20 protein-coding genes are annotated in these 22,302 nt (G+C 71.4%); 6 read left to right on the top strand and 14 right to left on the bottom strand.

The annotated features are described in order from the left end of the window. Positions 1-6: 6 nt before the first annotated feature. The 6 genes from ASD19_RS09010 to rplU form a co-directional block, all read right to left on the bottom strand. Positions 7-213, bottom strand: coding sequence for a hypothetical protein (locus tag ASD19_RS09010; protein WP_055991425.1), 207 nt, complete (start codon positions 211-213; stop codon positions 7-9). Between the two features lie 57 nt (positions 214-270). Beyond that, a complete protein-coding gene (locus ASD19_RS09005) occupies positions 271-1,548 on the bottom strand; it encodes a glutamate-5-semialdehyde dehydrogenase (protein ID WP_055991422.1) in 1,278 nt (425 codons plus the stop codon). 37 nt (positions 1,549-1,585) lie between these two features. After that, positions 1,586-2,404, bottom strand: a complete 819-nt coding sequence (proB, locus tag ASD19_RS09000) for a glutamate 5-kinase (RefSeq protein WP_055991418.1) — start codon at positions 2,402-2,404, stop codon at positions 1,586-1,588. Beyond that, positions 2,401-3,912, bottom strand: coding sequence for a GTPase ObgE (gene obgE / locus ASD19_RS08995; RefSeq protein WP_055991415.1), 1,512 nt, complete (start codon positions 3,910-3,912; stop codon positions 2,401-2,403). Before obgE ends, proB begins: the two co-directional genes overlap by 4 nt. A 99-nt stretch (positions 3,913-4,011) precedes the next feature. Beyond that, entirely contained in the window at positions 4,012-4,266 is a 255-nt protein-coding gene (gene rpmA, locus ASD19_RS08990; protein ID WP_055991412.1) for a 50S ribosomal protein L27, read from the bottom strand. Positions 4,267-4,285: 19 nt separating this feature from the next. Next, the gene (rplU, locus tag ASD19_RS08985) at positions 4,286-4,594 is read right to left on the bottom strand and encodes a 50S ribosomal protein L21 (RefSeq protein WP_055991409.1); all 309 of its coding nucleotides are present in this window, start codon (positions 4,592-4,594) and stop codon (positions 4,286-4,288) included. 247 nt (positions 4,595-4,841) lie between these two features. Between rplU and ASD19_RS08980 the strand changes: the two genes are divergently transcribed. Continuing rightward, a complete protein-coding gene (locus ASD19_RS08980; protein WP_055991406.1) occupies positions 4,842-5,114 on the top strand; it encodes a DUF4031 domain-containing protein in 273 nt (90 codons plus the stop codon). A gap of 70 nt (positions 5,115-5,184) precedes the next feature. On the opposite strand, the gene ASD19_RS08975 is transcribed toward ASD19_RS08980, so the two are convergent. Further along, positions 5,185-7,665: an Rne/Rng family ribonuclease gene (locus ASD19_RS08975; RefSeq protein ID WP_055991403.1), complete on the bottom strand. Its 2,481-nt coding sequence runs from the start codon at positions 7,663-7,665 to the stop codon at positions 5,185-5,187. Positions 7,666-7,950: 285 nt separating this feature from the next. Here ASD19_RS08975 and ASD19_RS08970 point away from each other — a divergent pair, with 285 nt between their 5' ends. Continuing rightward, positions 7,951-8,547, top strand: a complete 597-nt coding sequence (locus tag ASD19_RS08970) for a vitamin K epoxide reductase family protein (protein ID WP_055991400.1) — start codon at positions 7,951-7,953, stop codon at positions 8,545-8,547. Between the two features lie 48 nt (positions 8,548-8,595). Here ASD19_RS08970 and ndk read toward each other — a convergent pair whose 3' ends face one another. Genes ndk through ileS form a run of 4 tightly spaced genes read right to left on the bottom strand, consistent with a single transcriptional unit; the run spans position 8,596 to position 14,113 of the window. Continuing rightward, positions 8,596-9,012, bottom strand: a complete 417-nt coding sequence (gene ndk, locus ASD19_RS08965) for a nucleoside-diphosphate kinase (protein ID WP_055991397.1) — start codon at positions 9,010-9,012, stop codon at positions 8,596-8,598. A gap of 3 nt (positions 9,013-9,015) precedes the next feature. Further along, positions 9,016-9,423, bottom strand: a complete 408-nt coding sequence (locus ASD19_RS08960) for a DUF4233 domain-containing protein (RefSeq protein WP_055991394.1) — start codon at positions 9,421-9,423, stop codon at positions 9,016-9,018. After that, the gene (locus tag ASD19_RS08955) at positions 9,411-10,796 is read right to left on the bottom strand and encodes a bifunctional folylpolyglutamate synthase/dihydrofolate synthase (protein WP_230667802.1); all 1,386 of its coding nucleotides are present in this window, start codon (positions 10,794-10,796) and stop codon (positions 9,411-9,413) included. The genes ASD19_RS08960 and ASD19_RS08955 overlap by 13 nt, the downstream gene beginning before the upstream one ends. Next, positions 10,793-14,113: an isoleucine--tRNA ligase gene (gene ileS, locus ASD19_RS08950; protein ID WP_055991391.1), complete on the bottom strand. Its 3,321-nt coding sequence runs from the start codon at positions 14,111-14,113 to the stop codon at positions 10,793-10,795. Before ileS ends, ASD19_RS08955 begins: the two co-directional genes overlap by 4 nt. A gap of 312 nt (positions 14,114-14,425) precedes the next feature. Here ileS and valS point away from each other — a divergent pair, with 312 nt between their 5' ends. Together valS and ASD19_RS08940 are read left to right on the top strand one after the other, a co-directional pair. Next, complete coding sequence (gene valS, locus ASD19_RS08945; RefSeq protein ID WP_055991388.1) at positions 14,426-17,008, top strand: valine--tRNA ligase; 2,583 nt, start codon at positions 14,426-14,428, stop codon at positions 17,006-17,008. After that, positions 17,005-17,250 (top strand): hypothetical protein, encoded by a 246-nt coding sequence (locus ASD19_RS08940; RefSeq protein ID WP_308068132.1) that lies wholly within the window; start codon positions 17,005-17,007, stop codon positions 17,248-17,250. Before valS ends, ASD19_RS08940 begins: the two co-directional genes overlap by 4 nt. A gap of 59 nt (positions 17,251-17,309) precedes the next feature. Here the strand turns inward: ASD19_RS08940 and ASD19_RS08935 are convergent, their stop codons facing one another. Beyond that, the gene (locus tag ASD19_RS08935; protein ID WP_055991385.1) at positions 17,310-17,537 is read right to left on the bottom strand and encodes a hypothetical protein; all 228 of its coding nucleotides are present in this window, start codon (positions 17,535-17,537) and stop codon (positions 17,310-17,312) included. Further along, positions 17,534-18,142, bottom strand: a complete 609-nt coding sequence (locus ASD19_RS08930; RefSeq protein WP_055991382.1) for an ArsR/SmtB family transcription factor — start codon at positions 18,140-18,142, stop codon at positions 17,534-17,536. Before ASD19_RS08930 ends, ASD19_RS08935 begins: the two co-directional genes overlap by 4 nt. An 84-nt stretch (positions 18,143-18,226) precedes the next feature. Between ASD19_RS08930 and ASD19_RS08925 the strand changes: the two genes are divergently transcribed. Both ASD19_RS08925 and ASD19_RS08920 read left to right on the top strand, forming a co-directional pair. Next, positions 18,227-20,290 carry a M3 family metallopeptidase gene (locus tag ASD19_RS08925; RefSeq protein ID WP_055991379.1) on the top strand — a complete coding sequence of 688 codons (2,064 nt, stop codon included), beginning with the start codon at positions 18,227-18,229 and terminating at the stop codon, positions 20,288-20,290. Between the two features lie 77 nt (positions 20,291-20,367). Then, positions 20,368-20,931 carry a hypothetical protein gene (locus ASD19_RS08920; RefSeq protein WP_200941094.1) on the top strand — a complete coding sequence of 188 codons (564 nt, stop codon included), beginning with the start codon at positions 20,368-20,370 and terminating at the stop codon, positions 20,929-20,931. Positions 20,932-20,935: 4 nt separating this feature from the next. Here the strand turns inward: ASD19_RS08920 and clpX are convergent, their stop codons facing one another. Beyond that, on the bottom strand, positions 20,936-22,207 hold the full coding sequence (gene clpX, locus ASD19_RS08915) for an ATP-dependent Clp protease ATP-binding subunit ClpX (RefSeq protein WP_055991373.1): 1,272 nt from the start codon (positions 22,205-22,207) through the stop codon (positions 20,936-20,938). Between the last annotated feature and the right edge of the window lie 95 nt (positions 22,208-22,302).

Genomic DNA, 22,302 nt, shown 5'->3' with positions numbered 1-22,302 from the left:
GACGACCTAGTGGCCGTGACCCGTCTCGTGCTCGACGTGCGCCTCGACCTTGTGGGCGTGACGGTTGGACACGTTCCGATACGACGCCGTGACGATCGCCAGGAGCGCGAACACGACCGCCGCGGTGATCCCGAAGGGCAGGGTCGTCAGCATCGGGTTGCCGTGATGTTCGGTCTCAGCGGCGGCGACCGCAAGCGCTGCGGCGAAGTCCATTCGTGCTCCGTTCGGGTTGTGACACGCGTCGTGGATCGTGTCGTTACAGCTTATCGCTCAGGCGCGCACCTGCCCGGCGCCACGGCCGAGCCACTTCGTGCTGGTCAGCTCGGGAAGGCCCATCGGGCCGCGCGCGTGGAGCTTCTGCGTCGAGATGCCGACCTCGGCGCCGAAGCCGAACTCCCCGCCGTCTGTGAAGCGCGTCGACGCGTTCACGAGCACGACGGCCGAGTCGACCTCGGCCAGGAAGCGCTCGGCGTTGCGCATGTCGGTCGTGATGATCGACTCGGTGTGACCCGTCGAGTATCGGCGGATGTGCGCGATCGCGTCGTCGAGGCTGTCGACGACGCCGAAGGCGACGTCGAGCGTGCCGTACTCGGTCGCCCAGTCCTCCTCGGTCGCCGCCACGGCGCCCGACGCCAGCCGCTGCACGTCAGCGTCGCCGTGCACGGTCACGCCGCGCTCCTGCAGCGCCGACGCGACCTGCGGCACGAGGCGCTCCGCCGCGCCGCGGACCACGAGGACCGTCTCGACCGCGTTGCACACGCTGGGGCGCTGCACCTTGGCGTTCACGACGATGTCGCGCGCCCATTCGTCGGGGGCGCTCTCGTCCAGCACGATGTGGACGTTGCCCGCGCCGGTCTCGATCACCGGGACGGTCGACTCCGTCACGACCGCCTCGATGAGTCCCGCGCTGCCGCGCGGAACGAGCACGTCGATGAAGCCGCGACCGTGCATGAGCGCCTTGGCGCCGTCGCGCCCGAAGGGATCGACCGTCTGGATGGCGTCGGGCGCGATCCCCTGCTGCTCGAGCGCGTCCCGCATCACGGAGACGAGCACGGCGTTGGAGGACGCCGCGGCGCTGCCGCCGCGCAGCACGACCGCGTTGCCCGACCGCAGGGCCAGGGCGGCGATGTCGACCGTCACGTTGGGCCGGGCCTCGTAGATGGCGCCCACCACGCCGAACGGCACGCGGACCTGCTCGAGGTTCACGCCGTTGGGCATCCGGTGCCCGCGCACGACCTGGCCGACCGGATCCGGCAGCGCGGCGATGTCGCGCACCGCGGACGCGAGGCCCTCCACGCGCGCCGAGTCGAGGCGCAGCCGGTCCAGCAGCCCCGCGCCGATCCCGTCGCGCTCTCCGCGGGCGAGGTCGTCCGCGTTCGCGGCGATGATCTCGTCCGCGTGCGCGAGGAGGGCGTCGGCGATCGCGTGGAGCGCATCGGCCTTCTGACCGCTCGTCAGGCGCGCGGTGACGCGGGCGGCGTCCTTCGCGAGACGCAGCCGGTCCTGGGGTGTGTCGATCGTGACCTCGGGGACGTCGACGGTGCTCATTTCGGGATCTCCAGGGTGGTCGGAAGACGCGGTGGGGCTATTCCGCGAGTGTACCGAGCGGCCGCACGGTCGGGGACGGCGAGGGCTCGAACCACGTGCCGACCGGGCCGCCCGACAGCGCCTCGGAGACGAGGTCGGCGCTCGTGACGAGCACGCCGATCCCGGCGCTCGCGGCGAGACGCGCGGCCGACACCTTGGTCGCCGCTCCCCCGGTGCCGACGCTGTTGACGACCGTGGATCCGAACTCGAGATCGCTGAGGTCCGCGTCGTGCGCGATCACGTCGAGCGGCTCGGCGCCGGGCTCGCTCGGCGGACGCGTGTACAGCGAGGCGATGTCGCTGAGCAGCACGAGGGCGTCGGCCTCCACGAGCTGCGCCACGAGGGCCGCGAGCCGGTCGTTGTCGCCGAAGCGGATCTCGTGCGTCGCGACCGTGTCGTTCTCGTTCACGATGGGCAGGATGCGCAGCCCGAGCAGGCGCTCGATCGCGCGCTGCGCGTTGCTGCGGTGCGTGTGGTTGTCGAAGTCGCCCGCGGTCAGCAGCACCTGGCCCGCGACGATGCCGAACGGGCGCAGCGCCTCCTGGTACCGGAACACGAGCACGTTCTGCCCCACGGCCGCGGCGGCCTGCTGCGTGGCGAGGTCGGTGGGGCGCGTCTCGAGGTTCAGGAACGGCATGCCCGTCGCGATGGCGCCGGACGAGACCAGCAGCACCTCGGCGCCGCGCCGGTGCGCGTCGGCGAGCGCCTTGACGAGCATCGGGATGCGCCACGAGGACTCGCCGCTGATCGACGACGAGCCGACCTTGACGACGATGCGCTGCGCGGTGGCGAGCTCGGATCGGTCGCGCGCGGTCACGGCAGCTCGTCCTCCTCGACGTCCTCCCGACGCGATCGACGCAGCTCCTCGGCCTCGGCCCGGGCGGCCGCGCGGGCGTCCATCCGCTCGCGGTACTTCGCGCGGCGCTCGACGTTCGTGCGGCGCGTGTCCTGCAGCAGGCGCGGATCGGTGCCGCGCGGTGCCTGGATGAGCTCGCCGGCAGAGCTGATCGACGGCTCCCAGTCGAAGACGATCGACTCGCCCTCGCCGATCACCACGGTCGATCCGGGAACGGCACCGGCGCGGAACAGCTCGTCCTCGACGCCCAGCTTCTCCAGCCGGTCCGCCAGGAAGCCCACGGCCTCCTCGTTCTGGAAGTCGGTCTGCTGCACCCACCGGACGGGCTTCTCGCCCAGGATGCGGTACACCGGGCCGTACGTGCCGCCCTCGACGCGCACGCTGAACTCCTTCTCGGAGCCCTTGGGGCGGATGATGATGCACTCCTTGGGGGCGGCGACCGGCTGCGTCCTGCGGTGCTCCTCGATGATCTCGCCGAGCGCGAAGGTCAGCTCGCGGAGGCCGCGGCGGGCGACGGTCGAGATCTCGAACACGCGGTAGCCGAGCGCCTCGAGGTCGGGGCGCACGAACGACGCGAGCTCCTCGGCCTCGGGCACGTCGATCTTGTTCAGCACGACGATCTGCGGGCGCTCGAGAAGGGGCACCTGACCCTCGGGAACGGGGTAGGCGCCGAGCTCGGCGCGGATGACCTCGAGGTCGCTGAGCGGGTCGCGGCCGGGCTCGAGCGTGGCGCAGTCGAGCACGTGCACGAGCGCGGTGCAGCGCTCCACGTGGCGGAGGAACTCGAGGCCGAGGCCCCGCCCCTCGCTGGCGCCCTCGATCAGGCCGGGCACGTCGGCCACCGTGAAGCGCACGTCGCCGGCCTGCACGACGCCCAGGTTGGGGTGCAGGGTCGTGAACGGGTAGTCCGCGATCTTGGGCCGCGCGGCCGAGATCGCCGCGATCAGGCTCGACTTGCCGGCCGACGGGAAGCCCACGAGGGCCACATCCGCGACGGTCTTGAGCTCGAGGACGACGTCGCCCTCCCAGCCGGGGGTGCCGAGCAGCGCGAAGCCGGGCGCCTTGCGCTTGGGCGAAGCGAGAGCGGCGTTGCCGAGGCCGCCGCGTCCGCCCGGCGCGGCGACGAAGCGCATGCCGGGCTCGATCATGTCGGCGAGGACCTCGCCGGAGGGGTCCTTCACCACGGTGCCGACGGGGACGGGCAGCTCGAGGGTCTCGCCGACCGCGCCCGAGCGGTGGTCGCCCATGCCGAAGCCGCCGTTTCCCGCGGAGCGGTGCGGCGAGTGGTGGTAGCTCAGCAGCGTCGTGGTCTGCGGGTCGGCGACCAGCACGATGTCGCCGCCGTTGCCGCCGTTGCCGCCGTCCGGGCCCCCGAGCGGCTTGAACTTCTCGCGGTGCACCGAGACGCAGCCGTTGCCGCCCTTGCCGGCACGCAGATGAAGCGTCACCTCATCGACGAACGTGACCATGATCCCTACCGCTCTTCTGGATGTGGATGCCGGGCATCCGGGAAATGACAGGACGGGGSGGGCCGAAGCCCGCCCCGTCCGTGAAGCCCACCGGGAGTGTTACTCGCCGGCGACGATGTTGACGACCTTGCGGCCGCCCTTGTTGCCGAACTCGACCGCACCGGCGGCGAGGGCGAAGAGCGTGTCGTCGCCACCGCGGCCGACGTTCGCGCCGGGGTGGAAGTGCGTGCCGCGCTGACGGACGAGGATCTCGCCCGCGCTGACGACCTGGCCGCCGAAGCGCTTCACGCCCAGTCGCTGGGCGTTGGAGTCGCGACCGTTACGAGTGGAGCTTGCGCCCTTTTTGTGTGCCATTTCGGTGAACCCTCCGCGCTTACTTGATGCCGGTGATCTTGACGCGCGTGAGGTCCTGACGGTGGCCCTGGCGCTTCTTGTAGCCGGTCTTGTTCTTGAACTTCTGGATGACGATCTTCGGGCCGCGCAGGTTGCCGACGACCTCGGCGGTGACCTTGACCTTGGCGAGCTTCTCGGCGTCGGTCGTCACGGTGTCGCCGTCGACGTAGAGCACGGCGGGCAGCTCGATGGTCTCGCCCGCGGCAGCCTGCACACGGTCGAGCTGAACGATGGTGCCGACCTCGACCTTCTCCTGCCGGCCGCCGGCGCGCACAACTGCGTAAACCACTTCACACCTTGTTTTCATTGGGGAAGCCCCGGGGCTTCCGGATCTCACGGAAAGACTTCGCTTGCTGCCGCTGGCCGCGGGGGCGTCTGCAAGACTTTCGCCGCGCCGCCGTCGAGGGCGCGCGACACAGGGGACGCACCAAAGGTCTACTCTACCCGATTCCGGACACATCCGGCAAAAGCACGCGACCGGCGCGTCGCCGCCGTTCCCGCGCCCTGCGCCGCAGCCGGTCATTAGGCTCGACCGCGTGGCCATTCTCGTCGACGACCCGATCTGGCCGGCGCACGGCCGGCTGTGGGCGCACCTCGTCAGCGACGCCGACCTCGAGGAGCTCCACGCCTTCGCGGCCGCGCACGACGTGCCCGCGCGGGCGTTCGACCGGGACCACTACGACGTGCCCGCCGACATGATCCCGCGGCTGGTCGCCGGCGGCGCCCGCCACGTCGACGGCAAGCACCTCGTGCGCGCGCTGATCGCCTCGGGCCTGCGCGTCACCGCGCGCGAGCGCCGCGGACTCTAGCCCGGCGCGGCCCGGAACGCGGTTCGCCGCCCGCGGGCGGACCCACGGGCGGCGAACGGATGACCTGGGGTTAGTCCTCGGTGACCTGCACCGGCGTGACCGAGACGGCCGTGCCGGTGAGGGCGGCGGTCGTGACCCGGCGGCTGCGGCTGCGCCCCTGTCCGGGCGCCTTCGGCTCGGGCAGCGCGTTCAGCACCGAGTCGAGCAGCTGCTCGGTCTCGGTCTTCGGCGCCGCGGGGGCCTCGCCGCCGCCGCGCTTGCGGCGCGACTTCTTCGGGCGGTCGGGCTGGCCCTCGGGCGCGGCGGGAGTGCGCGGCCCCTCGGGAAGCTCGATCTGGATCTGAGGCTGCTGCGGCTCGGCCTTCTCGGGCGGGTGGGCGATCGTCGAGGCGGCGATCTGCGCGAGCGCCGACTTCACGCCCTCGGTGATGACGTGCGTGCCGCCGTTGCTCGCGGCCGGGCTGCCGCCGCCCTGGGAGGCCGCGGAGCCCCCGCCGGACGAGCCGCTGCCGCCGCGCGAGCGCCGACCCGAGCCGGATCCACCCCCGCTGCCGCCGTTGCCGCCGGCCGGGCGGTGCTTGACGACCGGGTCGTGGTGCACGATGACACCGCGGCCCGCGCACACCTCGCAGGGCTCGCTGAACGTCTCAAGCAGGCCCAGGCCGAGCTTCTTGCGCGTCATCTGCACGAGGCCGAGCGACGTGACCTCGGCGACCTGGTGCTTCGTGCGGTCGCGGCTCAGGCACTCCACCAGGCGGCGCAGCACGAGGTCGCGGTTGGACTCGAGCACCATGTCGATGAAGTCGACCACGATGATGCCGCCGATGTCGCGCAGGCGCAGCTGGCGGACGATCTCCTCGGCGGCCTCGAGGTTGTTCTTGGTGACCGTCTCCTCGAGGTTGCCGCCCGATCCGACGAACTTGCCGGTGTTGACGTCGACCACGGTCATGGCCTCGGTGCGGTCGATCACGAGCGAGCCGCCGGAGGGCAGCCAGACCTTGCGGTCGAGGGCCTTCTCGATCTGCTCCGTGATGCGGAACGCGTCGAACGGGTCGCGGTCACCCTCGTACTTCTCGATGCGGTCGAGCAGGTCGGGGGCCACGCCCTCGAGGTAGCTCGTGATGGTCTGCTGCGCGTCGTCGCCCTGGATCAGCATCTTCGAGAAGTCCTCGTTGAAGACGTCCCGGACGATCTTGACCAGCAGGTCGGGCTCGCTGTGAAGCAGGCTGGGCGCGTTGCCCTTCTCGACCATGGCGTTGATGTGGGCCCACTGCGACGTGAGGCGGTTCACGTCGCGCGTCAGCTGCTCCTCCGTGGCGCCCTCGGCGGCCGTGCGCACGATCACGCCGGACGACTCGGGAAGCACCTCCTTGAGGATCTTCTTCAGGCGCGCGCGCTCGGTGTCGGGCAGCTTGCGCGAGATGCCGTTCATGGCGCCGCCGGGCACGTAGACGAGGTAGCGGCCGGGCAGGGAGATCTGGCTGGTCAGACGCGCACCCTTGTGGCCCACGGGGTCCTTGGTGACCTGGACGAGCACCTTGTCGCCCGGCTTGAGCGCGAGCTCGATGCGGCGCGGCTGGTTGCCGGTCTCGACCGAGTCCCAGTCCACCTCGCCCGAGTACAGCACGGCGTTGCGACCGCGGCCGATGTCGACGAACGCGGCCTCCATGCTGGGCAGGACGTTCTGGACGCGACCGAGGTACACGTTGCCGATCAGCGACGCGTCCTGACTGCGGGCGACGTAGTGCTCGACGAGCACGTTGTCCTCGAGCACCGCGATCTGCACGCGGCCGTTCTTGGAGCGGACGATCATCTGGCGGTCGACGGCCTCGCGGCGGGCCAGGAACTCCGCCTCGGTCACGACGGGGCGACGGCGGCCCGCCTCGCGTCCGTCACGACGGCGCTGCTTCTTGGCCTCCAGGCGCGTGGAGCCCTTGATGCGCTGCGGCTCGGTGATGACCTCGACCACGCGCTGGCGACGACGCGGCTCCTCCGCGCGCGGCTCGGCCTGCTGCTGCTCCTCGCCGGCGTCCCCGCCGCCGCGACGGCGACGGCGACGCGAGGAGCGGCCGCTCAGGGCGGGCTCCTCCGGCTCCGGCAGCGCGGGAAGCGGCTGGACGTCGGGTGCGTAGAAGTGCAGCGCGGTCGACACCTGCGACACGAAGTTCTCGGGCAGGAGGCCCAGGCTGACGGCGGTCGGGAGCTCCGGCTCGGCCGGCTCCTCGGGCGCGGGCGCGGTCTCCTCGGGCGCGGTGTCCTCGGGCGCCGTGTCCTCAGCGAGGGCCTGCTCCGCCGCGGGCTCATCGGCGGGGGCGTCCTCGGCTGCGGGCGCGGCCTGCTCGGCAGGCTGCTCGGCCGCCTCCGGCTCGGCGGGCGCCTCCGGATCGGCGGGCTGCTCAGCCGGCTGCTCCTGCTCGGCGGGCGTCTCCTCGGTGGGCGTCTGCTCGGCCGGCTCCGCCTCGGGGGCCTCCGCGGCCGTCTCGGGCGCTATCGCGCTCGAGGGCTCGTCGAAGGTGCTGTCGTCGCTGTGCTCATTGTTCTGTTCAGCCATCGCTGGCGTACTCCCTGCGGGCGGACATCCGCGCGTCGCCCGGAAATCTCTGGCGGCGCCGCCCCTGGGCGGCCCCGCGAACTCTCACTCGGCCTGCGACCGGCTCTCGGCTCTGGTCGCGCGGAGCATCCCTTGCCCCGAAGTCTTCATTCGACGCGGGTCGCGGCGCGGCCGCGGTGTGCGTCAGGAGTCATTATCGCACCACGGGCGCGGATCGCGCATTCGGCGGCGCCGGCCGGGCCCCGTGTCGGCGGCCGCACAGCCCGGCGGGGTGAGAATGAGCCGGTGACCGCACCGCGAAACCGTCCCGTGGCCCTCGCCGTCTGGCTCGTGATCGCGGGCGCCGTCGGATGGTGGGCGGCCTTCTCGCTCACGTTGGAGCGCCTGCACCTCCTGGACAACCCGGGCGCGTCCGCGTCGTGCGACTTCAGCCCGCTCGTGCAGTGCGGGCGCAACCTGGAGTCCTGGCAGGGAGCGGTCTTCGGCTTCCCGAACCCGATCCTCGGCCTGGCCGGATGGATCGCCCCGGTCGTCGTCGGCGCGGCGATCCTGGCCGGGGCGCGTTTCGCCCGGTGGTTCTGGGCCGTGTTCCTGCTCGGGATGGCGTCCGCGTTCGGCTTTGTCGTATGGCTGATCGGTCAGAGCGTGTACGTGCTCGGCACGCTGTGCCCGTGGTGCATGGTGACCTGGGTCGTGACCATCCCGTCCTTCTACGCGGTGCTGCTGCACGCGGTGCGGATCGGCGCCCTCCCGGCACCCGCGCGCATGCGCGCCGCGGCGGACCGGCTGATGGGCTGGCTTCCGCTGATGGCCGTGCTCAGCTATGCGGCGATCGCGGTGCTGGCCGAGCTGCGGCTCGAGGTGCTGGACGCCCTGTTCTGAGACGCGGAACGGCCCCGGATCGCTCCGGGGCCGTTCCGATGCCGGGGCTCAGGGGAACCAGATGCCGAGCTCGCGCTGCGCGGACTCGGGCGAGTCCGAGCCGTGCACGAGGTTCTGCTGCACGGCGACCCCCCAGTCGCGGCCGAAGTCGCCGCGGATGGTGCCGGGCGCCGCGGTGGTGGGGTCGGTCGTGCCGGCGAGCGAGCGGAAGCCCTCGATCACGCGGTTGCCGGCGACGCGGATCGCGACGGCCGGGCCCGACATCATGAACTCGAGGAGCGGCTCGTAGAACGGCTTGCCCTCGTGCTCGGCGTAGTGCTGCGCGAGCAGGTCGCGGCTGGGCTCGACGAGGCGGATGTCGACGAGCGAGTAGCCCTTCGCCTCGATGCGGGCGAGGATCGCTCCGGTCAGTCCGCGCGCGACGCCGTCCGGCTTGATCAGGACGAGGGTCTCTTCGGTGGCCATGTCTTATCCCTTGCTGTCTCGTTCGCTCTGGACACGCTGCTCGATCACTCGCTGCTCGATCCGTGCCCCTCCGATCGTCGCATACGCCCACATGCCGCCGAAGACGAGCGCGACGACCAGGATGGCCGGCACGGCGAACGCGCCGAGGGCGACCACCGCCTGCAGGGCCCATCCGATGCCGAAGCCCCACGAGTGCCGCAGCAGCCCCGTCGTGAGCAGCATCGCCACGGCCACGACCGCGCCGGCGACGATGCCCCACCACGGGGCGACGCCCTCGGGCAGCGCGCGCAGGCCGTAGATCACCAGGCCGGCGAGGAACACGACGATCGCCTCGAAGCCCAGCACGACCTGGCCGAGCTTCTCGGGGAGCGACCGGTAGCGCGGCGCGCGCTCGGGGGTCAGCTCCGCCATCCGGACTTCCAGTCCTCGGCCTCGGACAGCGTGAGGGCCTCACCCGCCAGCACCACGGATCCGGCGATCGCGACCGCGCGGCGCTCCGCCGAGGCGGCCCATTCGCGCGCGGCGTCGGCCGCCTCGGGCAGGTTCGGGTGCACGGTCACGCGCAGGCCGGCGCTCTCCGCCAGGTCGGCGAGCCCGTCGGGGTCCGTCGCGCGGTCGGAGTCGGGCGCCGTGACGAACACGTGCGCGGCGATGGGCGCGAGCTCGCGCAGGATGCCGATCGCGTCCTTGTCGCCGAGCACGCCCAGCACGAGGCCCCATTCGTCGAAGTCGAACGCCTCGCGCAGCGCGGTCGCGAGCGCGGCGGCGCCGTGCGGGTTGTGCGCGGCGTCCACGACCACGGTCGGCTCGACGCCCACGAGCTGCAGGCGGCCGGGGGAGGTCGCCTCCGCGAGCCCCTCCGTGAGGACCTCGCCGGCGATCGGCTGCGACGCGTCGCCGATGAGCGACTCGACCGCGGCGATCGCGAGCGCCGCGTTGGCCCCCTGGTGGCGGCCGTACAGCGGCAGGTACTCCTCGGGGTACTCCCCCGCCAGGCCCTTCACCGTGATGAGCTGGCCGCCCACCGCGAGCCGGTCGTCCGTGAGGGCGAACTCCGCGCCCTCGAACGCGATCTCGGCGCCCTTCTCGGCCGCCACACGGCGCAGCACGCGCTCGGCATCGGGCGCCTGGCGGGCCGAGACGACGCGCGCGCCGTCCTTGATGATCCCCGCCTTGACGGTCGCGATCTCGGCGATCGTGTCGCCGAGGCGGTCGGCGTGATCCAGGTCGATCGGCGCGAAGACCGCGACGTCGCCGTCGGCCGTGTTGGTCGAATCCCAGGCGCCGCCCATGCCGACCTCGAGCACGAGCACGTCGATCGGCGCGTCGGCGCAGGCGACGAATGCGAGGACGGTGAGCAGCTCGAAGAACGTCAGCGGCTCCTCGCCGCCCGCCTCGAGCTCCGCGTCGACGATGTCGACGAACGGCTCGATCTCGTCCCACGCGTCCGCGACCGCCGCATCCGCGATCGGGCGGCCGTCGATCAGGATCCGCTCCGTGAACCGCTCAAGGTGCGGGCTCGTGAACAGCCCCGTGCGCAGCCCGTGCGCGCGGACCAGGCTCTCGATGATCCGGCTCGTCGACGTCTTGCCGTTCGTGCCCGTGACGTGGATCACGCGGTACGTGCGCTGCGGGTCGTCCAGCAGCTCGAGCACGCGCCGCGTGCGCTCCACGCGCGGCTGCACCCAGCGCTCGCCGGCGCGCTGCAGCAGCGCCTCGTACACGGCGTCGGCGCGGCGCCGGTCCTCCGGCGTGCCCTCGACGATGTCGTCTGCGTCGCTCACTGTCCCGCTCCGATCCGGCTCACCGCGACGACGAAGTCGCCCGCGTTGGCGTAGGTGCCCTTGCCGATCACGGCCGAGTGCTCGGCCTCGCCCGCGTCCGAGCCGCTGACGAGGGCGTGCTCGACGGCCAGGGTCTCCCCGGCGATGTCGGCCACGTCGAACGCGCTCTCCACCGCCGCGGCGTCGTCCGCGTGCGCGAACGCGAGCGTCAGGCGGATGCGGTCGCTGACGTCGAAGCCGGCGGCCTTGCGCGTGTCCTGCACGGCGCGGATGACGTCGCGCGCCAGCCCCTCGGCCTCGAGCTCGGGGGTCGTGGTCGTGTCGAGGAGCACGAAGCCCCCGCCCGGCAGCAGCGCGAGCGCCTCGCCCTCCGGGCGGCCGGTCGTCTCGAGCACCAGCTCGTACTCCCCCGGCTCGAGCGCCAGGCCGTCGACCGTCACAACGCCGTCCTGCTCGGTCCAGAAGCCGTCCTTCGCGGCGCGGATCGCCTGCTGCACCTGCTTGCCCAGGCGCGGTCCGGCCACGCGCGCGTTGATCGTCAGGCGGTGGGAGATGCCGTACTCGGCGGCGGTGCCCTCGCCCAGCTCGACCAGCTCGACGGCCTTGACGTTCAGCTCGTCGCGCAGGATGTCCTCGAACTGCGACAGCGCGCCCGCGTGCGCCGTCACGACGGTGAGCTTCGCGAGCGGAAGGCGCACCCGCAGGCCCTCCTTCTTGCGCAGCGCGTTCGCGACGCTGGAGGCCTCGCGCACGGCGTCCATGGCCTCGCGGATGTCCGCCGCGTCGGCGAAGGCGGCGGCATCCGGCCAGTCGGTCAGGTGCACGCTGCGACCGCCCGTGAGGCCCTGCCACACCCGCTCCGCGATCAGCGGCACGAGGGGCGCCGCGACGCGCGTGACGGTCTCGAGCACCGTGTACAGCGTGTCGAATGCCTCGCGGGACCGCGGATCCTCGGTCACGCCCGTCCAGAACCGGTCGCGCGAGCGGCGGATGTACCAGTTGGTCAGCACCTCCGCGAAGTCGCGCAGGCGCGCGGCCGCGGTCGTGGAGTCCAGCTGCTCGAGGTCGGCGGCCACGTCCCGGATCAGGTCGCCCGTGAGCGCCAGGATGTACCGGTCGAGCACATCCGTCGAGTCCGTGCGCCACGTGGCCTCGTAGCCGGCGCCGTCGGGGCCGCCCGCCGCGTTGGCATAGGTCGAGAAGAAGTACCACGAGTTCCACAGCGGCAGCAGGAACTCGCGCACGCCCGAGCGGATGCCCTCCCCGGTCACGATGAGGTTGCCGCCGCGCAGCACGCTCGACGACATCAGGAACCAGCGCATGGCGTCGGAGCCGTCGCGTTCGAACACCTCGCTGACATCCGGGTAGTTGCGCAGCGACTTGGACATCTTCTGCCCGTCGTTGCCCAGCACGATGCCGTGGCACGAGACGCCCGTGAAGGCCGGGCGGTCGAACAGCGCGCCCGACAGCACGTGCATCACGTAGAACCAGCCGCGCGTCTGCCCGATGTACTCGACGATGAAGTCGGCGGGCGCGTGCGTGTCGAACCAGTCGCGGTTCTCGAACGGGTAGTGCACCTGCGCGAACGGCATGGAGCCCGAGTCGAACCAGACGTCGAAGACGTCCTCGATGCGGCGCATCGTGCTCTTGCCGGTCGGGTCGTCGGGGTTCGGGCGCGTCAGGTCGTCGATGTACGGACGGTGCAGGTCGACCTCGCCCTGCTCGTTGCGGGGCAGCGCGCCGAAGTCGCGCTCGAGCTCCTCGAGCGAGCCGTACACGTCGACGCGCGGGTGGTTCGGGTCGTCCGACTTCCACACCGGGATCGGCGATCCCCAGAACCGGTTGCGGCTGATCGACCAGTCGCGCGCGCCCTCGAGCCACTTGCCGAACTGGCCGTGCTTGACGTTCTCGGGCGCCCACGTGATCTGCTCGTTCAGCTCGAGCAGGCGGTCCTTGAACTCCGTGACGCGCACGAACCAGCTCGACACGGCCTTGTAGATCAGGGGGTTCCGGCAGCGCCAGCAGTGCGGGTACGAGTGCTCGTAGGACTGCAGGCGCAGCAGGCGACCGTGCTCGCGCAGCAGGCGCACGAGCTTCATGTTCGCGTCGAGCCACAGCTCGCCCGCCACGTCGGTCACCATGTCGAGGAACCGGCCGTCGTCGCCGAGCGACACGATGGTCGGGATGCCGGCGGCGTCGTTCAGGCGCTTGTCGTCCTCACCGTAGGCCGGGGCCTGGTGGACGATGCCGGTGCCGTCGCCGGTCGTGACGTAGTCGTCGACGAGGATGCGCCACGCGTTCTGCGTGCCCCACTTCTCGGTGTCGGCGAAGTAGTCGAACAGCCGCTCGAAGCGCACGTCGCGCAGGTCCTCGCCCGTGACGCGCACGCGGACGGCGGCCTTCGCGTCGTCCGCCGACTCGTAGCCGAGGTCCTTGGCGTAGCCGCCCAGGAGGTCCTCGGCGAGCAGGAACTCGTCCCCCTGCGCGCCCTCCTTCAGCCCGTTCGGGCCGACCGGGACGACCGCGTAGACGATCTGCGGGCCGACCGCGAGCGACATGTTCGTGGGCAGGGTCCAGGGCGTGGTCGTCCAGGCGAGCGCCCGCGCGCCCTCGACGCCGAGCGCCGCGGCCTTCTCGCCGACCAGCGGGAAGCTCACCGTCACCGACGGATCCTGGCGGTTCTTGTAGACGTCGTCGTCCATCCGCAGTTCGTGGTTGGACAGCGGGGTCTGGTCGCGCCAGCAGTACGGGAGCACGCGGTAGCCCTCGTACGCGAGGCCGCGGTCGTGCAGCGTCTTGAACGCCCACAGCACGCTCTCCATGAACGTGGTGTCGAGCGTCTTGTACCCGTTCTCGAAGTCGACCCAGCGGGCCTGGCGCGTGACGTAGTCCTGCCACTCGCGCGTGTAGGCGAGCACCGACTCGCGGGCCTTGCCGTTGAACGCGGCGATGCCCATCTCCTCGATCTCGCTCTTCTCGGTGATCCCGAGCTGCTTCATCGCCTCGAGCTCGGCCGGGAGGCCGTGCGTGTCCCATCCGAACACGCGGTCGACCTTCTTGCCGCGCATGGTCTGGAAGCGCGGGAAGAGGTCCTTGGCATAGCCGGTCAGCAGGTGGCCGTAGTGCGGCAGGCCGTTGGCGAACGGCGGGCCGTCGTAGAACACCCACTCCTCGGAGCCGTCCCGCTGCGCGATCGACGCACGGAAGGTGTCGTCCTGCGCCCAGAAGTCGAGGATCTCGCGCTCGATGTCGGGGAAGCGCGGGCTCGGCGTGACGGCGTCGGCGGCGGGTCCGAACGAGGACTTGGGGTAGGTCATGTCTCTCCAGCAGCTCCGATATGGGACTGCGAGGACGACCATGCGGCCGCGGTACCACCCCGCGTTGCGGCGCCGACGGGACGCCACCACTCTCACTGCGGCTGTGACGGGCCTGCCCCGCGCGGTTCTACTGGGGCCGAGGCCTGTTCTTCCGCGAGCTCCCCGGTGATGGCCGGATCGATGCTGGTCCTCCGATTCTACGCGGACGCGGGCGTCCGGGGATACCGCGGCTGCGGTCCCCGATAGACTGGCCGGGCAACCCACACTCAGGCACGCAGACACCGTGCCGCATATAGCTTCAGGAGATCCTCTATGGCCGCCATTCCCGACAAGCCCGCCCTCGAGGGTCTCGAAGACAAGTGGGGCGCCGCGTGGGAGCAGCAGGGCACGTACCTGTTCGACCGCGCCGCCGCGCAGAGCCAGGGCCGCGCGGGCGTCTTCTCGGTCGACACTCCCCCGCCGACCGCGTCGGGATCGCTGCACATCGGCCACGTGTTCTCCTACACGCACACGGACGTGAAGGCGCGCTTCGAGCGCATGCGCGGCAAGACCGTGTTCTACCCGATCGGGTGGGATGACAACGGCCTGCCGACCGAGCGCCGTGTGCAGAACTACTACGGCGTGCGCTGCGACCCGTCGCTTCCGTACGACCCGGACTTCACGCCGCCGTTCGAGGGCACGACCAAGAACCTCAAGGCCGCCGACCAGGTGCCGATCAGCCGCCGCAACTTCACCGAGCTGTGCGAGAAGCTCACGGTCGAGGACGAGAAGTCGTTCGAGGACCTGTGGCGCAAGCTCGGCCTGTCGGTGGACTGGACCCAGACCTACCGCACGATCTCGGACGAGACCATCCGCTCGAGCCAGCTGGCCTTCCTGCGCAACGTCGAGCGCGGCGAGGCGTTCCAGGCGCTCGCCCCGACCCTGTGGGACATCGACTTCCGCTCCGCGATCGCGCAGGCCGAGCTCGAGGACCGCGAGCAGCCCGCGGCGTTCCACCGTCTCGCGTTCCACAAGTCCGACGGATCGGGCGACATCGAGATCGAGACGACCCGTCCCGAGCTGCTCGCCGCGTGCGTGGCCCTGGTCGCCCACCCGGACGACGAGCGCTACCAGCCGATGTTCGGATCCACCGTGCGCACGCCGCTGTTCGACGTCGAGGTGCCCGTGCTGCCTCACCCGCTCGCGCAGCCGGACAAGGGATCGGGCATCGCCATGATCTGCACGTTCGGCGACGTGACCGACATCATCTGGTGGCGCGAGCTGGATCTGCCGAACCGCACGATCATCGGCCAGGACGGCCGCATCGTGGCCGACGCCCCCGACGTGATCGCGACCGAGCAGGCCAAGGCGCACTACGCCGAGCTGGCCGGCAAGACGGTGTTCAGCGCCAAGAAGCGCGTCGTCGAGCTGCTCGCCGAGTCCGGCGAGCTGATCGGCGAGCCTCGCCCGTTCACGCACCCCGTGAAGTTCTACGAGAAGGGCGACCGCCCGCTCGAGATCGTGTCGACCCGCCAGTGGTACATCCGCAACGGCGCCCGCAACGAGGAGCTCCGCGACCGCCTGCTCGAGCTGGGTCGCGAGATCGAGTGGCACCCCGAGTTCATGCGCGTGCGCTACGAGAACTGGGTGAACGGCCTCACCGGCGACTGGCTGGTCTCGCGCCAGCGCTTCTTCGGCGTGCCGATCCCCGTCTGGTACGCGCTCGACGAGAACGGCGAGCGTGACTACGACCGTGTGCTGGTGCCGGACGCCGCGCAGCTGCCGGTCGACCCGTCGACGGATGTGCCGCCGGGCTTCACCGAGGATCAGCGCGGCGTGCCGGGCGGGTTCGACGCCGAGACCGACGTGCTCGACACGTGGGCCACGTCGTCGCTCACCCCGCAGCTGGCCGGCGGCTGGCAGCGCGACGAGGAGCTGTGGCAGCTCGTCGCGCCGTTCGACGTGCGCCCGCAGGGCCAGGACATCATCCGCACGTGGCTGTTCTCGACGCTGCTGCGCAGCGCCCTCGAGGACGACCGCGCCCCGTGGGCCAACGCGGCCATCTCGGGCTTCATCGTCGACCCCGACCGGAAGAAGATGTCGAAGTCGAAGGGCAACGTCGTCACGCCCGCGGACATCCTCGACCAGCACGGCTCCGACGCCGTGCGGTACTGGGCGGCGTCGAGCCGCCTCGGCACCGACGCGGCGTTCGACCCGCAGAACCCGACGCAGATCAAGATCGGCCGCCGCCTCGCGATCAAGGTGCTCAACGCCGCGAAGTTCGTGCTGGGCTTCGAGGCCCCGGGTGCGCTGGGCGCGCCGGGCGCCGAGGTCACCGAGCCGCTCGACCTGTCGATGCTCGCGACGCTCGACGACGTGATCGCGAAGGCGACCGACGCGCTGGAGGCGTACGACCACGCCCGCGCGCTCGAGCTGTCGGAGTCGTTCTTCTGGACGTTCTGCGACGACTACCTCGAGCTGGTCAAGGAGCGCGCCTACGCGGGCGGCGACGCCGGCCGCTCGGCGGCCGTCGCGCTGCGCACCGCGCTGGAGGCGCTGCTGCGCCTGCTCGCGCCGGTCCTCACGTTCGCGACCGAGGAGTCGTGGAGCTGGTTCCAGGAGGGCTCGATCCACACCGCTCCCTGGCCGACCGCCACCGGCGCCGCGGGCGACCCGGCCGTGCTCGCGGCCGCGAGCGAGGCGCTGATCGGCGTCCGCCGCGCCAAGACAGAGGCCAAGGCATCCCAGAAGACGCCCGTCGCCTTCGCGGCCATCACCGCGCCGGCGGACAAGGCCTCCGCGCTGCGTCTCGCCGCCGACGACCTCAAGGCCGTGGGCCGGATCGCGGAGCTCGAGATCACGGAGGGCGAGGAGTTCGCGGTGACGCGGATCGACCTCGCGGAGACGGAGGCATGATGCAGCTGGGAACCCGTTGGACCGCAGGATCGACGCCGCCCGCCTCGGTGCCGGCCGACCTGCACGAGACGATCGCGCAGGTCGAGCAGCACCTGCCGGAGGGGCCGAAGCCCGGGTGGACGCTCACCTGGCTGGAGGGCCGCCCGATCGCCGAGCTCGACACCGGCGTCACCGTGACGCTGGACGCTCAGGGACTGCCGGTCGTGGGCCACATCGACGGCATGGACGACGAGGAGCGCTAGACCGCTCGTGACGAAGGCGCCGGGGATCATCGATCCGCAGCGCCTTCGTCGTCACTCCCTCAAAGCCGCGGCAGCGTGCGCGCCGACGCGTGCGCGGCGGCCATGCGCGCCTCGCCGAGCAGCCGCTCGCGCTCGAGGTCGGCCATCAGCCGCGCGCCGCGGCGCATCGCCTGCCGGTGGATGTGCGCCGCCAGCGCGTCGGCCGCACGCAGGGCGAGGCGCTCCGCCGTCGTGATCCGCAGCGAGGGCATCGCGGCGGTCGGCTTGGGGAAGGAGACGGCGGTCATGCGGTGCCTCCGATCTCGGGCAGGGGGAACAGGTCGGCACGGATGCTCACGGCCCGCACGTCGTCGCCCTGCTGGTCCCGATAGCGCGCCCCGGCCTCGCGCACGAGCTCCTCGATCTGCTTTCCCAGGGCCGCGAGCTGATCCGGGTTCATCCGGGTCGTGGTCGTGAACGACGCGCTGACCTCCCGCCAGGCCTCCGGCTCGCGATCGATGCGGCTCGTGAAGAACTCCTCCAGCTCCTGCGCGCGGCGGCGATGGAACTCGGCGGTCGCGGCCTGCAGCGCGGCGCGGCCGGCGGGCGAGCGGGTCTCCTCCGTGTCGCCGAACGCGAGCGACTCGTGCGGACGCTCCCACCAGCGCTCGCGCCCCGTGCTGCGCTCGGGGATCTCGCGGATGAGGTCCTGGCGCGCGAGGATCCGCAGGTGGTAGCTCGTCGAGCCGGACGACTCGCCCGTGAGCTCCGCGAGGGTGCTGGAGGTCTGGGGGCCGTTCTGACTCAGGATGTCGAGGATCCGCATCCGCAGCGGATGGGCCAGCGCACGCAGCGCGGCGACGCCGAGCACGCGATGCTCTCGCGCCTCGGTGGTCTCGCTCTTGTCGTCCATGGCATCGACCGTACAGTTGCAAAGATTTCTTTGCAAGCATTTCTTTGCAGAGACTCGGCGGCACCGCGTCGTAGGGTGGGACGCATGACCGAGGCGCCCGAGTTCAACCCCCTGCTCGCCCCCTCGCCCCTGCCGTACGGGGTGCCCGACTACGCCGCGATCCGGCCGGAGCACTACCTCCCGGCATTCGAGGCAGCCTTCGCCGAGCATCGCGCCGAGATCGAGGCGATCGCCACCCGCGAGGACGAGCCGACGTTCGACAATACGATGGTCGCGCTGGAGCGGGCCGGCGCCCTGCTGGAGCGCGTGCTGCTCGCCTTCTACACGGTGAGCGCGGCCGACGCGACGCCCGCGATCCAGGACGTCGACGAGCGGCTCGCGCCCCTGATGTCGGCCCACACCGACGCCATCCAGCTCGATGCCCGCCTGTACGCGCGCATCCGCGCCCTGCACGACCGCATCGAGGAGCTCGGCCTGGAGCCCGAGGAGCGCCGCCTGGTCGAGCGGCACTTCCGCGAGATGACCCACGCGGGAGCCGCGCTCGATGACGACACGAAAGCGCGCCTCACCGAGCTGAACCGGCGCCTGTCGGAGCTCACCAACCAGTTCGAGAAGAACCTGCTCGCCGACACCAACGACCTCGCGGTCGTCTTCGACGACGCCGCGGCGCTCGACGGGCTGACGCCGGGCGAGCTGTCGGCCGCGACGCAGGCGGCGCGCGACCGCGGTCTGGACGGCGGGCTGCTGGTCACCCTCACGCTCTTCTCCGGACACCCCTACCTGGCGCAGCTCACGGACCGGGCGGCGCGCGAGCGGATCATGGCCGCCTCGCTCGCCCGCGGCTCGCGCGGGGACGCGCACGACAACGGCCCCGTGCTCCTCGAGATCGTGCGTCTGCGCGCGCAGCGCGCGCGGCTGCTCGGCTACGCGTCGCACGCGGCCTACGTGACCGCCGATCAGACGGCCGGCACACCGGAGGCTGTCCGCGGCCTGCTGCTCGACCTCGCGGCGCCGGCGGCCCGCAACGCGCGGGCAGAGAAGGCCGCGCTGCAGCGGCTGGTCGACGAGACCGAGCCGGAGCCGTATGAGCTCGCCGCGCACGACTGGGCCTTCTGGACCGAGCGGGTCCGGGCCGCCGAGTACGACCTCGACACGACCGCGCTGCGCCCGTGGTTCGAGGCAGAGCGCGTGCTGCGCGACGGCGTGTTCCACGCCGCGACCCTGCTGTACGGCGTGACCTTCCGCGAGCGGGCGGACATCCCGGCCTACCACCCGGATGCGCGCACGTTCGAGGTCGTGAACGAGGACGGCTCGCCGCTCGGGCTCTACGTGCTCGACCTCTACACGCGCGACTCGAAGCACGGCGGCGCCTGGATGAACTCGATCGTGAAGCAGTCCCGGCTGCGCGGCACCCAGCCCGTGGTGGTCAACAACCTCAACGTCCCCAAGCCCGCCCCCGGAGAGCCGACGCTGCTGACGCTGGATCAGGTCACCACGCTCTTCCACGAGTTCGGGCACGCGCTGCACGGCCTGTTCGCGACCGTGACCTACCCGCACTTCGCGGCCACGGCCGTGCATCGCGACTTCGTCGAGTTCCCCAGCCAGGTCAACGAGATGTGGATCCTCTGGCCGGAGGTGCTCGCGAACTACGCCGTGCACCACGAGACCGGGGAGCCGCTCCCTGGCGACGTGGTCGAGAGGCTGCGGGCCACGGAGTCGTTCAACCAGGGCTTCGCGACCAGCGAGTACCTCGCCGCCGCCTGGCTGGATCAGGCATGGCACTCGCTGTCGCCGGAGGAGGCCGAGTCCGTGACCGACGTCGCGGCGTTCGAGGCCGCGGCGCTGGCCGAGATCGGCCTGGACGACCCCGCGGTCCCCCCGCGCTACTCGTCGACGTACTTCGCCCACGTGTTCTCGGGCGGGTACAGCGCCGGCTACTACTCGTACATCTGGGCCGAGGTGCTCGACGCTGACACGGTCGAGTGGTTCCGCGAGAACGGCGGCCTCGCGCGCGGGAGCGGCGACCGGTTCCGCCGGCGCCTGCTCGGCGTCGGCGGTTCGAAGGATCCGCTCGAGGCCTACCGCGACTTCCGCGGGCGAGACGCCGAGATCGCGCCGCTGCTGAGGCGGCGGGGCCTCACGGGCTGAGGCCTGTCGGCGGCGCCCCCGCCGGGTCTACGCTTCGCGCAGGGGGGCCGACGGGAGGCGCCATGTACCTGAGGACCGTGTCTGACGAAGAGGCGGACGGAGAGATCGCGGAGGTCTACGCGGCGGAGCGGGAGGCCATGGGATCCGTCATGAACGCGACCCGGAGCCTCTCGGCCAGACCGGACCTCATCGCTCCCGTGGAGCGCCTCCTCCACCAGATGCGCGACGGCTTCTCGCTGGGTCTGGAGGCCTTCCGCATGATCACGCTGGTGGTCGCCAAGCACGTGCCGTCCAGCTACTGCAGCCACGTGTACTTCCGCGGCCTCACGCGCTTCGTCGGCCGCGATCGCGCCCTGGCCATCCAGGCGGACCACCGCAGCGCGGGCCTCAGCGAGCGGGACGTCGCGATGCTGGACTACGCGGAGCAGATCGCGGTCGACGCCTCCCGGATCCGCGAGAGCGACATCACGCGGCTGCGTGAGGTGGGCTTCAGCGACCTCGAGATCGCCGACATCGCGTACGCGGCCGCGTTCCGATGCTTCCTGAGCCGCTACTTCGACGCGGTCGGCGCGGAGGCCGAGCCGGAGTTCCTCGACGAGGACGCCGAGGTGCGCTCGAGGCTCGCCGTCGGCAAGCCCTGACGCGTCAGGCGCTCTTCTTCTTCTGGGCCAGGACGAGGGTCGGCTCGGCGCCGTCCTCGACCGCGGCGCGCGTGATGACGACCTTGGCCACGTCGTCGCTCGAGGGGATCTCGAACATGATCGGGCCGAGCACGTCCTCCAGGATCGCACGCAGGCCGCGCGCGCCGGTCTTGCGCAGCACCGCGAGGTCGGCGATCGCACGGAGCGCCTCCTCCTCGAACTCGAGCTGCACGCCGTCGAGCTCGAACATGCGCTGGTACTGCTTGACCAGCGCGTTGCGCGGCGCGGTCAGGATCTCCATGAGCGCGTCCTGGTCGAGCGGCTGCACCGAGGCGATCACGGGCAGGCGTCCGATGAACTCGGGGATCAGGCCGAACTTGTGCAAGTCCTCCGGCAGCACCTCGCCGAACAGCGCGCTGTCGTCGCTCTTGTCGTGCAGCGGGGCGCCGAAGCCGACGCCGTGCTTGCCGACGCGCGACGAGATGATGTCCTCGAGTCCGGCGAACGCCCCCGCGACGATGAACAGGACGTTCGTCGTGTCGATCTGGATGAACTCCTGGTGCGGGTGCTTGCGGCCGCCCTGCGGCGGCACCGAGGCGACCGTGCCCTCGAGGATCTTCAGCAGCGCCTGCTGCACTCCCTCGCCCGAGACGTCGCGCGTGATCGACGGGTTCTCGGCCTTGCGGGCGATCTTGTCGACCTCGTCGATGTAGATGATGCCGGTCTCGGCGCGCTTGACGTCGAAGTCCGCGGCCTGGAGCAGCTTGAGCAGGATGTTCTCGACGTCCTCGCCCACGTACCCGGCCTCGGTGAGGGCCGTCGCGTCGGCCACGGCGAACGGCACGTTCAGGCGCTTCGCGAGGGTCTGGGCGAGATAGGTCTTGCCGCAGCCGGTCGGGCCGAGCATCAGGATGTTGCTCTTGGCGACCTCGACGTCCTCGGCCTTCTGGTCGGCGGGCTTCAGCTCGCCGCGCGCGCGGACGCGCTTGTAGTGGTTGTAGACCGCGACCGCGAGCGCGCGCTTGGCGGGCTCCTGGCCGACGACGTACTCCTCGAGGAACTGGAAGATCTCGCGCGGCTTGGGCAAGTCGAACTCCGCGACCTCTCCCCCGCCCTGGGACTCGGCCATCCGCTCTTCGATGATCTCGTTGCAGAGTTCGACGCACTCGTCGCAGATGTAGACGCCGGGGCCGGCGATCAGCTGCTGGACCTGCTTCTGGCTCTTCCCGCAGAAGGAGCACTTGAACAGGTCGGCGCTCTCACCGATGCGAGCCATGTGTCCTCCTCGGGCCTTTCCGTTCGAGCTTCCACGAGCCTAACCGCTGCCGCCGACACCGGGCCGCGACGCGCGACGTATTCGGTGACAGTCCT

The sequence above is a fragment of the Microbacterium sp. Root53 genome (genome assembly GCF_001426925.1).
In the GTDB taxonomy this organism is placed as follows: domain Bacteria; phylum Actinomycetota; class Actinomycetes; order Actinomycetales; family Microbacteriaceae; genus Microbacterium.
Note: the sequence above shows the minus strand (reverse complement) of the source record. Positions and strands in the feature narration are given on the sequence as shown.

Coding starts and splice junctions, on each gene's coding strand:
- ASD19_RS09010 (WP_055991425.1), bottom strand. CDS start 213: ATGGACTTCGCCGCAGCGCTTGCGGTCGCCGCCGCTGAGACCGAACAT.
- ASD19_RS09005 (WP_055991422.1), bottom strand. CDS start 1,548: ATGAGCACCGTCGACGTCCCCGAGGTCACGATCGACACACCCCAGGAC.
- obgE (WP_055991415.1), bottom strand. CDS start 3,912: ATGGTCACGTTCGTCGATGAGGTGACGCTTCATCTGCGTGCCGGCAAG.
- rpmA (WP_055991412.1), bottom strand. CDS start 4,266: ATGGCACACAAAAAGGGCGCAAGCTCCACTCGTAACGGTCGCGACTCC.
- ASD19_RS08975 (WP_055991403.1), bottom strand. CDS start 7,665: ATGGCTGAACAGAACAATGAGCACAGCGACGACAGCACCTTCGACGAG.
- ndk (WP_055991397.1), bottom strand. CDS start 9,012: ATGGCCACCGAAGAGACCCTCGTCCTGATCAAGCCGGACGGCGTCGCG.
- ASD19_RS08960 (WP_055991394.1), bottom strand. CDS start 9,423: ATGGCGGAGCTGACCCCCGAGCGCGCGCCGCGCTACCGGTCGCTCCCC.
- ileS (WP_055991391.1), bottom strand. CDS start 14,113: ATGACCTACCCCAAGTCCTCGTTCGGACCCGCCGCCGACGCCGTCACG.
- valS (WP_055991388.1), top strand. CDS start 14,426: ATGGCCGCCATTCCCGACAAGCCCGCCCTCGAGGGTCTCGAAGACAAG.
- ASD19_RS08940 (WP_308068132.1), top strand. CDS start 17,005: ATGATGCAGCTGGGAACCCGTTGGACCGCAGGATCGACGCCGCCCGCC.
- ASD19_RS08935 (WP_055991385.1), bottom strand. CDS start 17,537: ATGACCGCCGTCTCCTTCCCCAAGCCGACCGCCGCGATGCCCTCGCTG.
- ASD19_RS08930 (WP_055991382.1), bottom strand. CDS start 18,142: ATGGACGACAAGAGCGAGACCACCGAGGCGCGAGAGCATCGCGTGCTC.
- ASD19_RS08925 (WP_055991379.1), top strand. CDS start 18,227: ATGACCGAGGCGCCCGAGTTCAACCCCCTGCTCGCCCCCTCGCCCCTG.
- clpX (WP_055991373.1), bottom strand. CDS start 22,207: ATGGCTCGCATCGGTGAGAGCGCCGACCTGTTCAAGTGCTCCTTCTGC.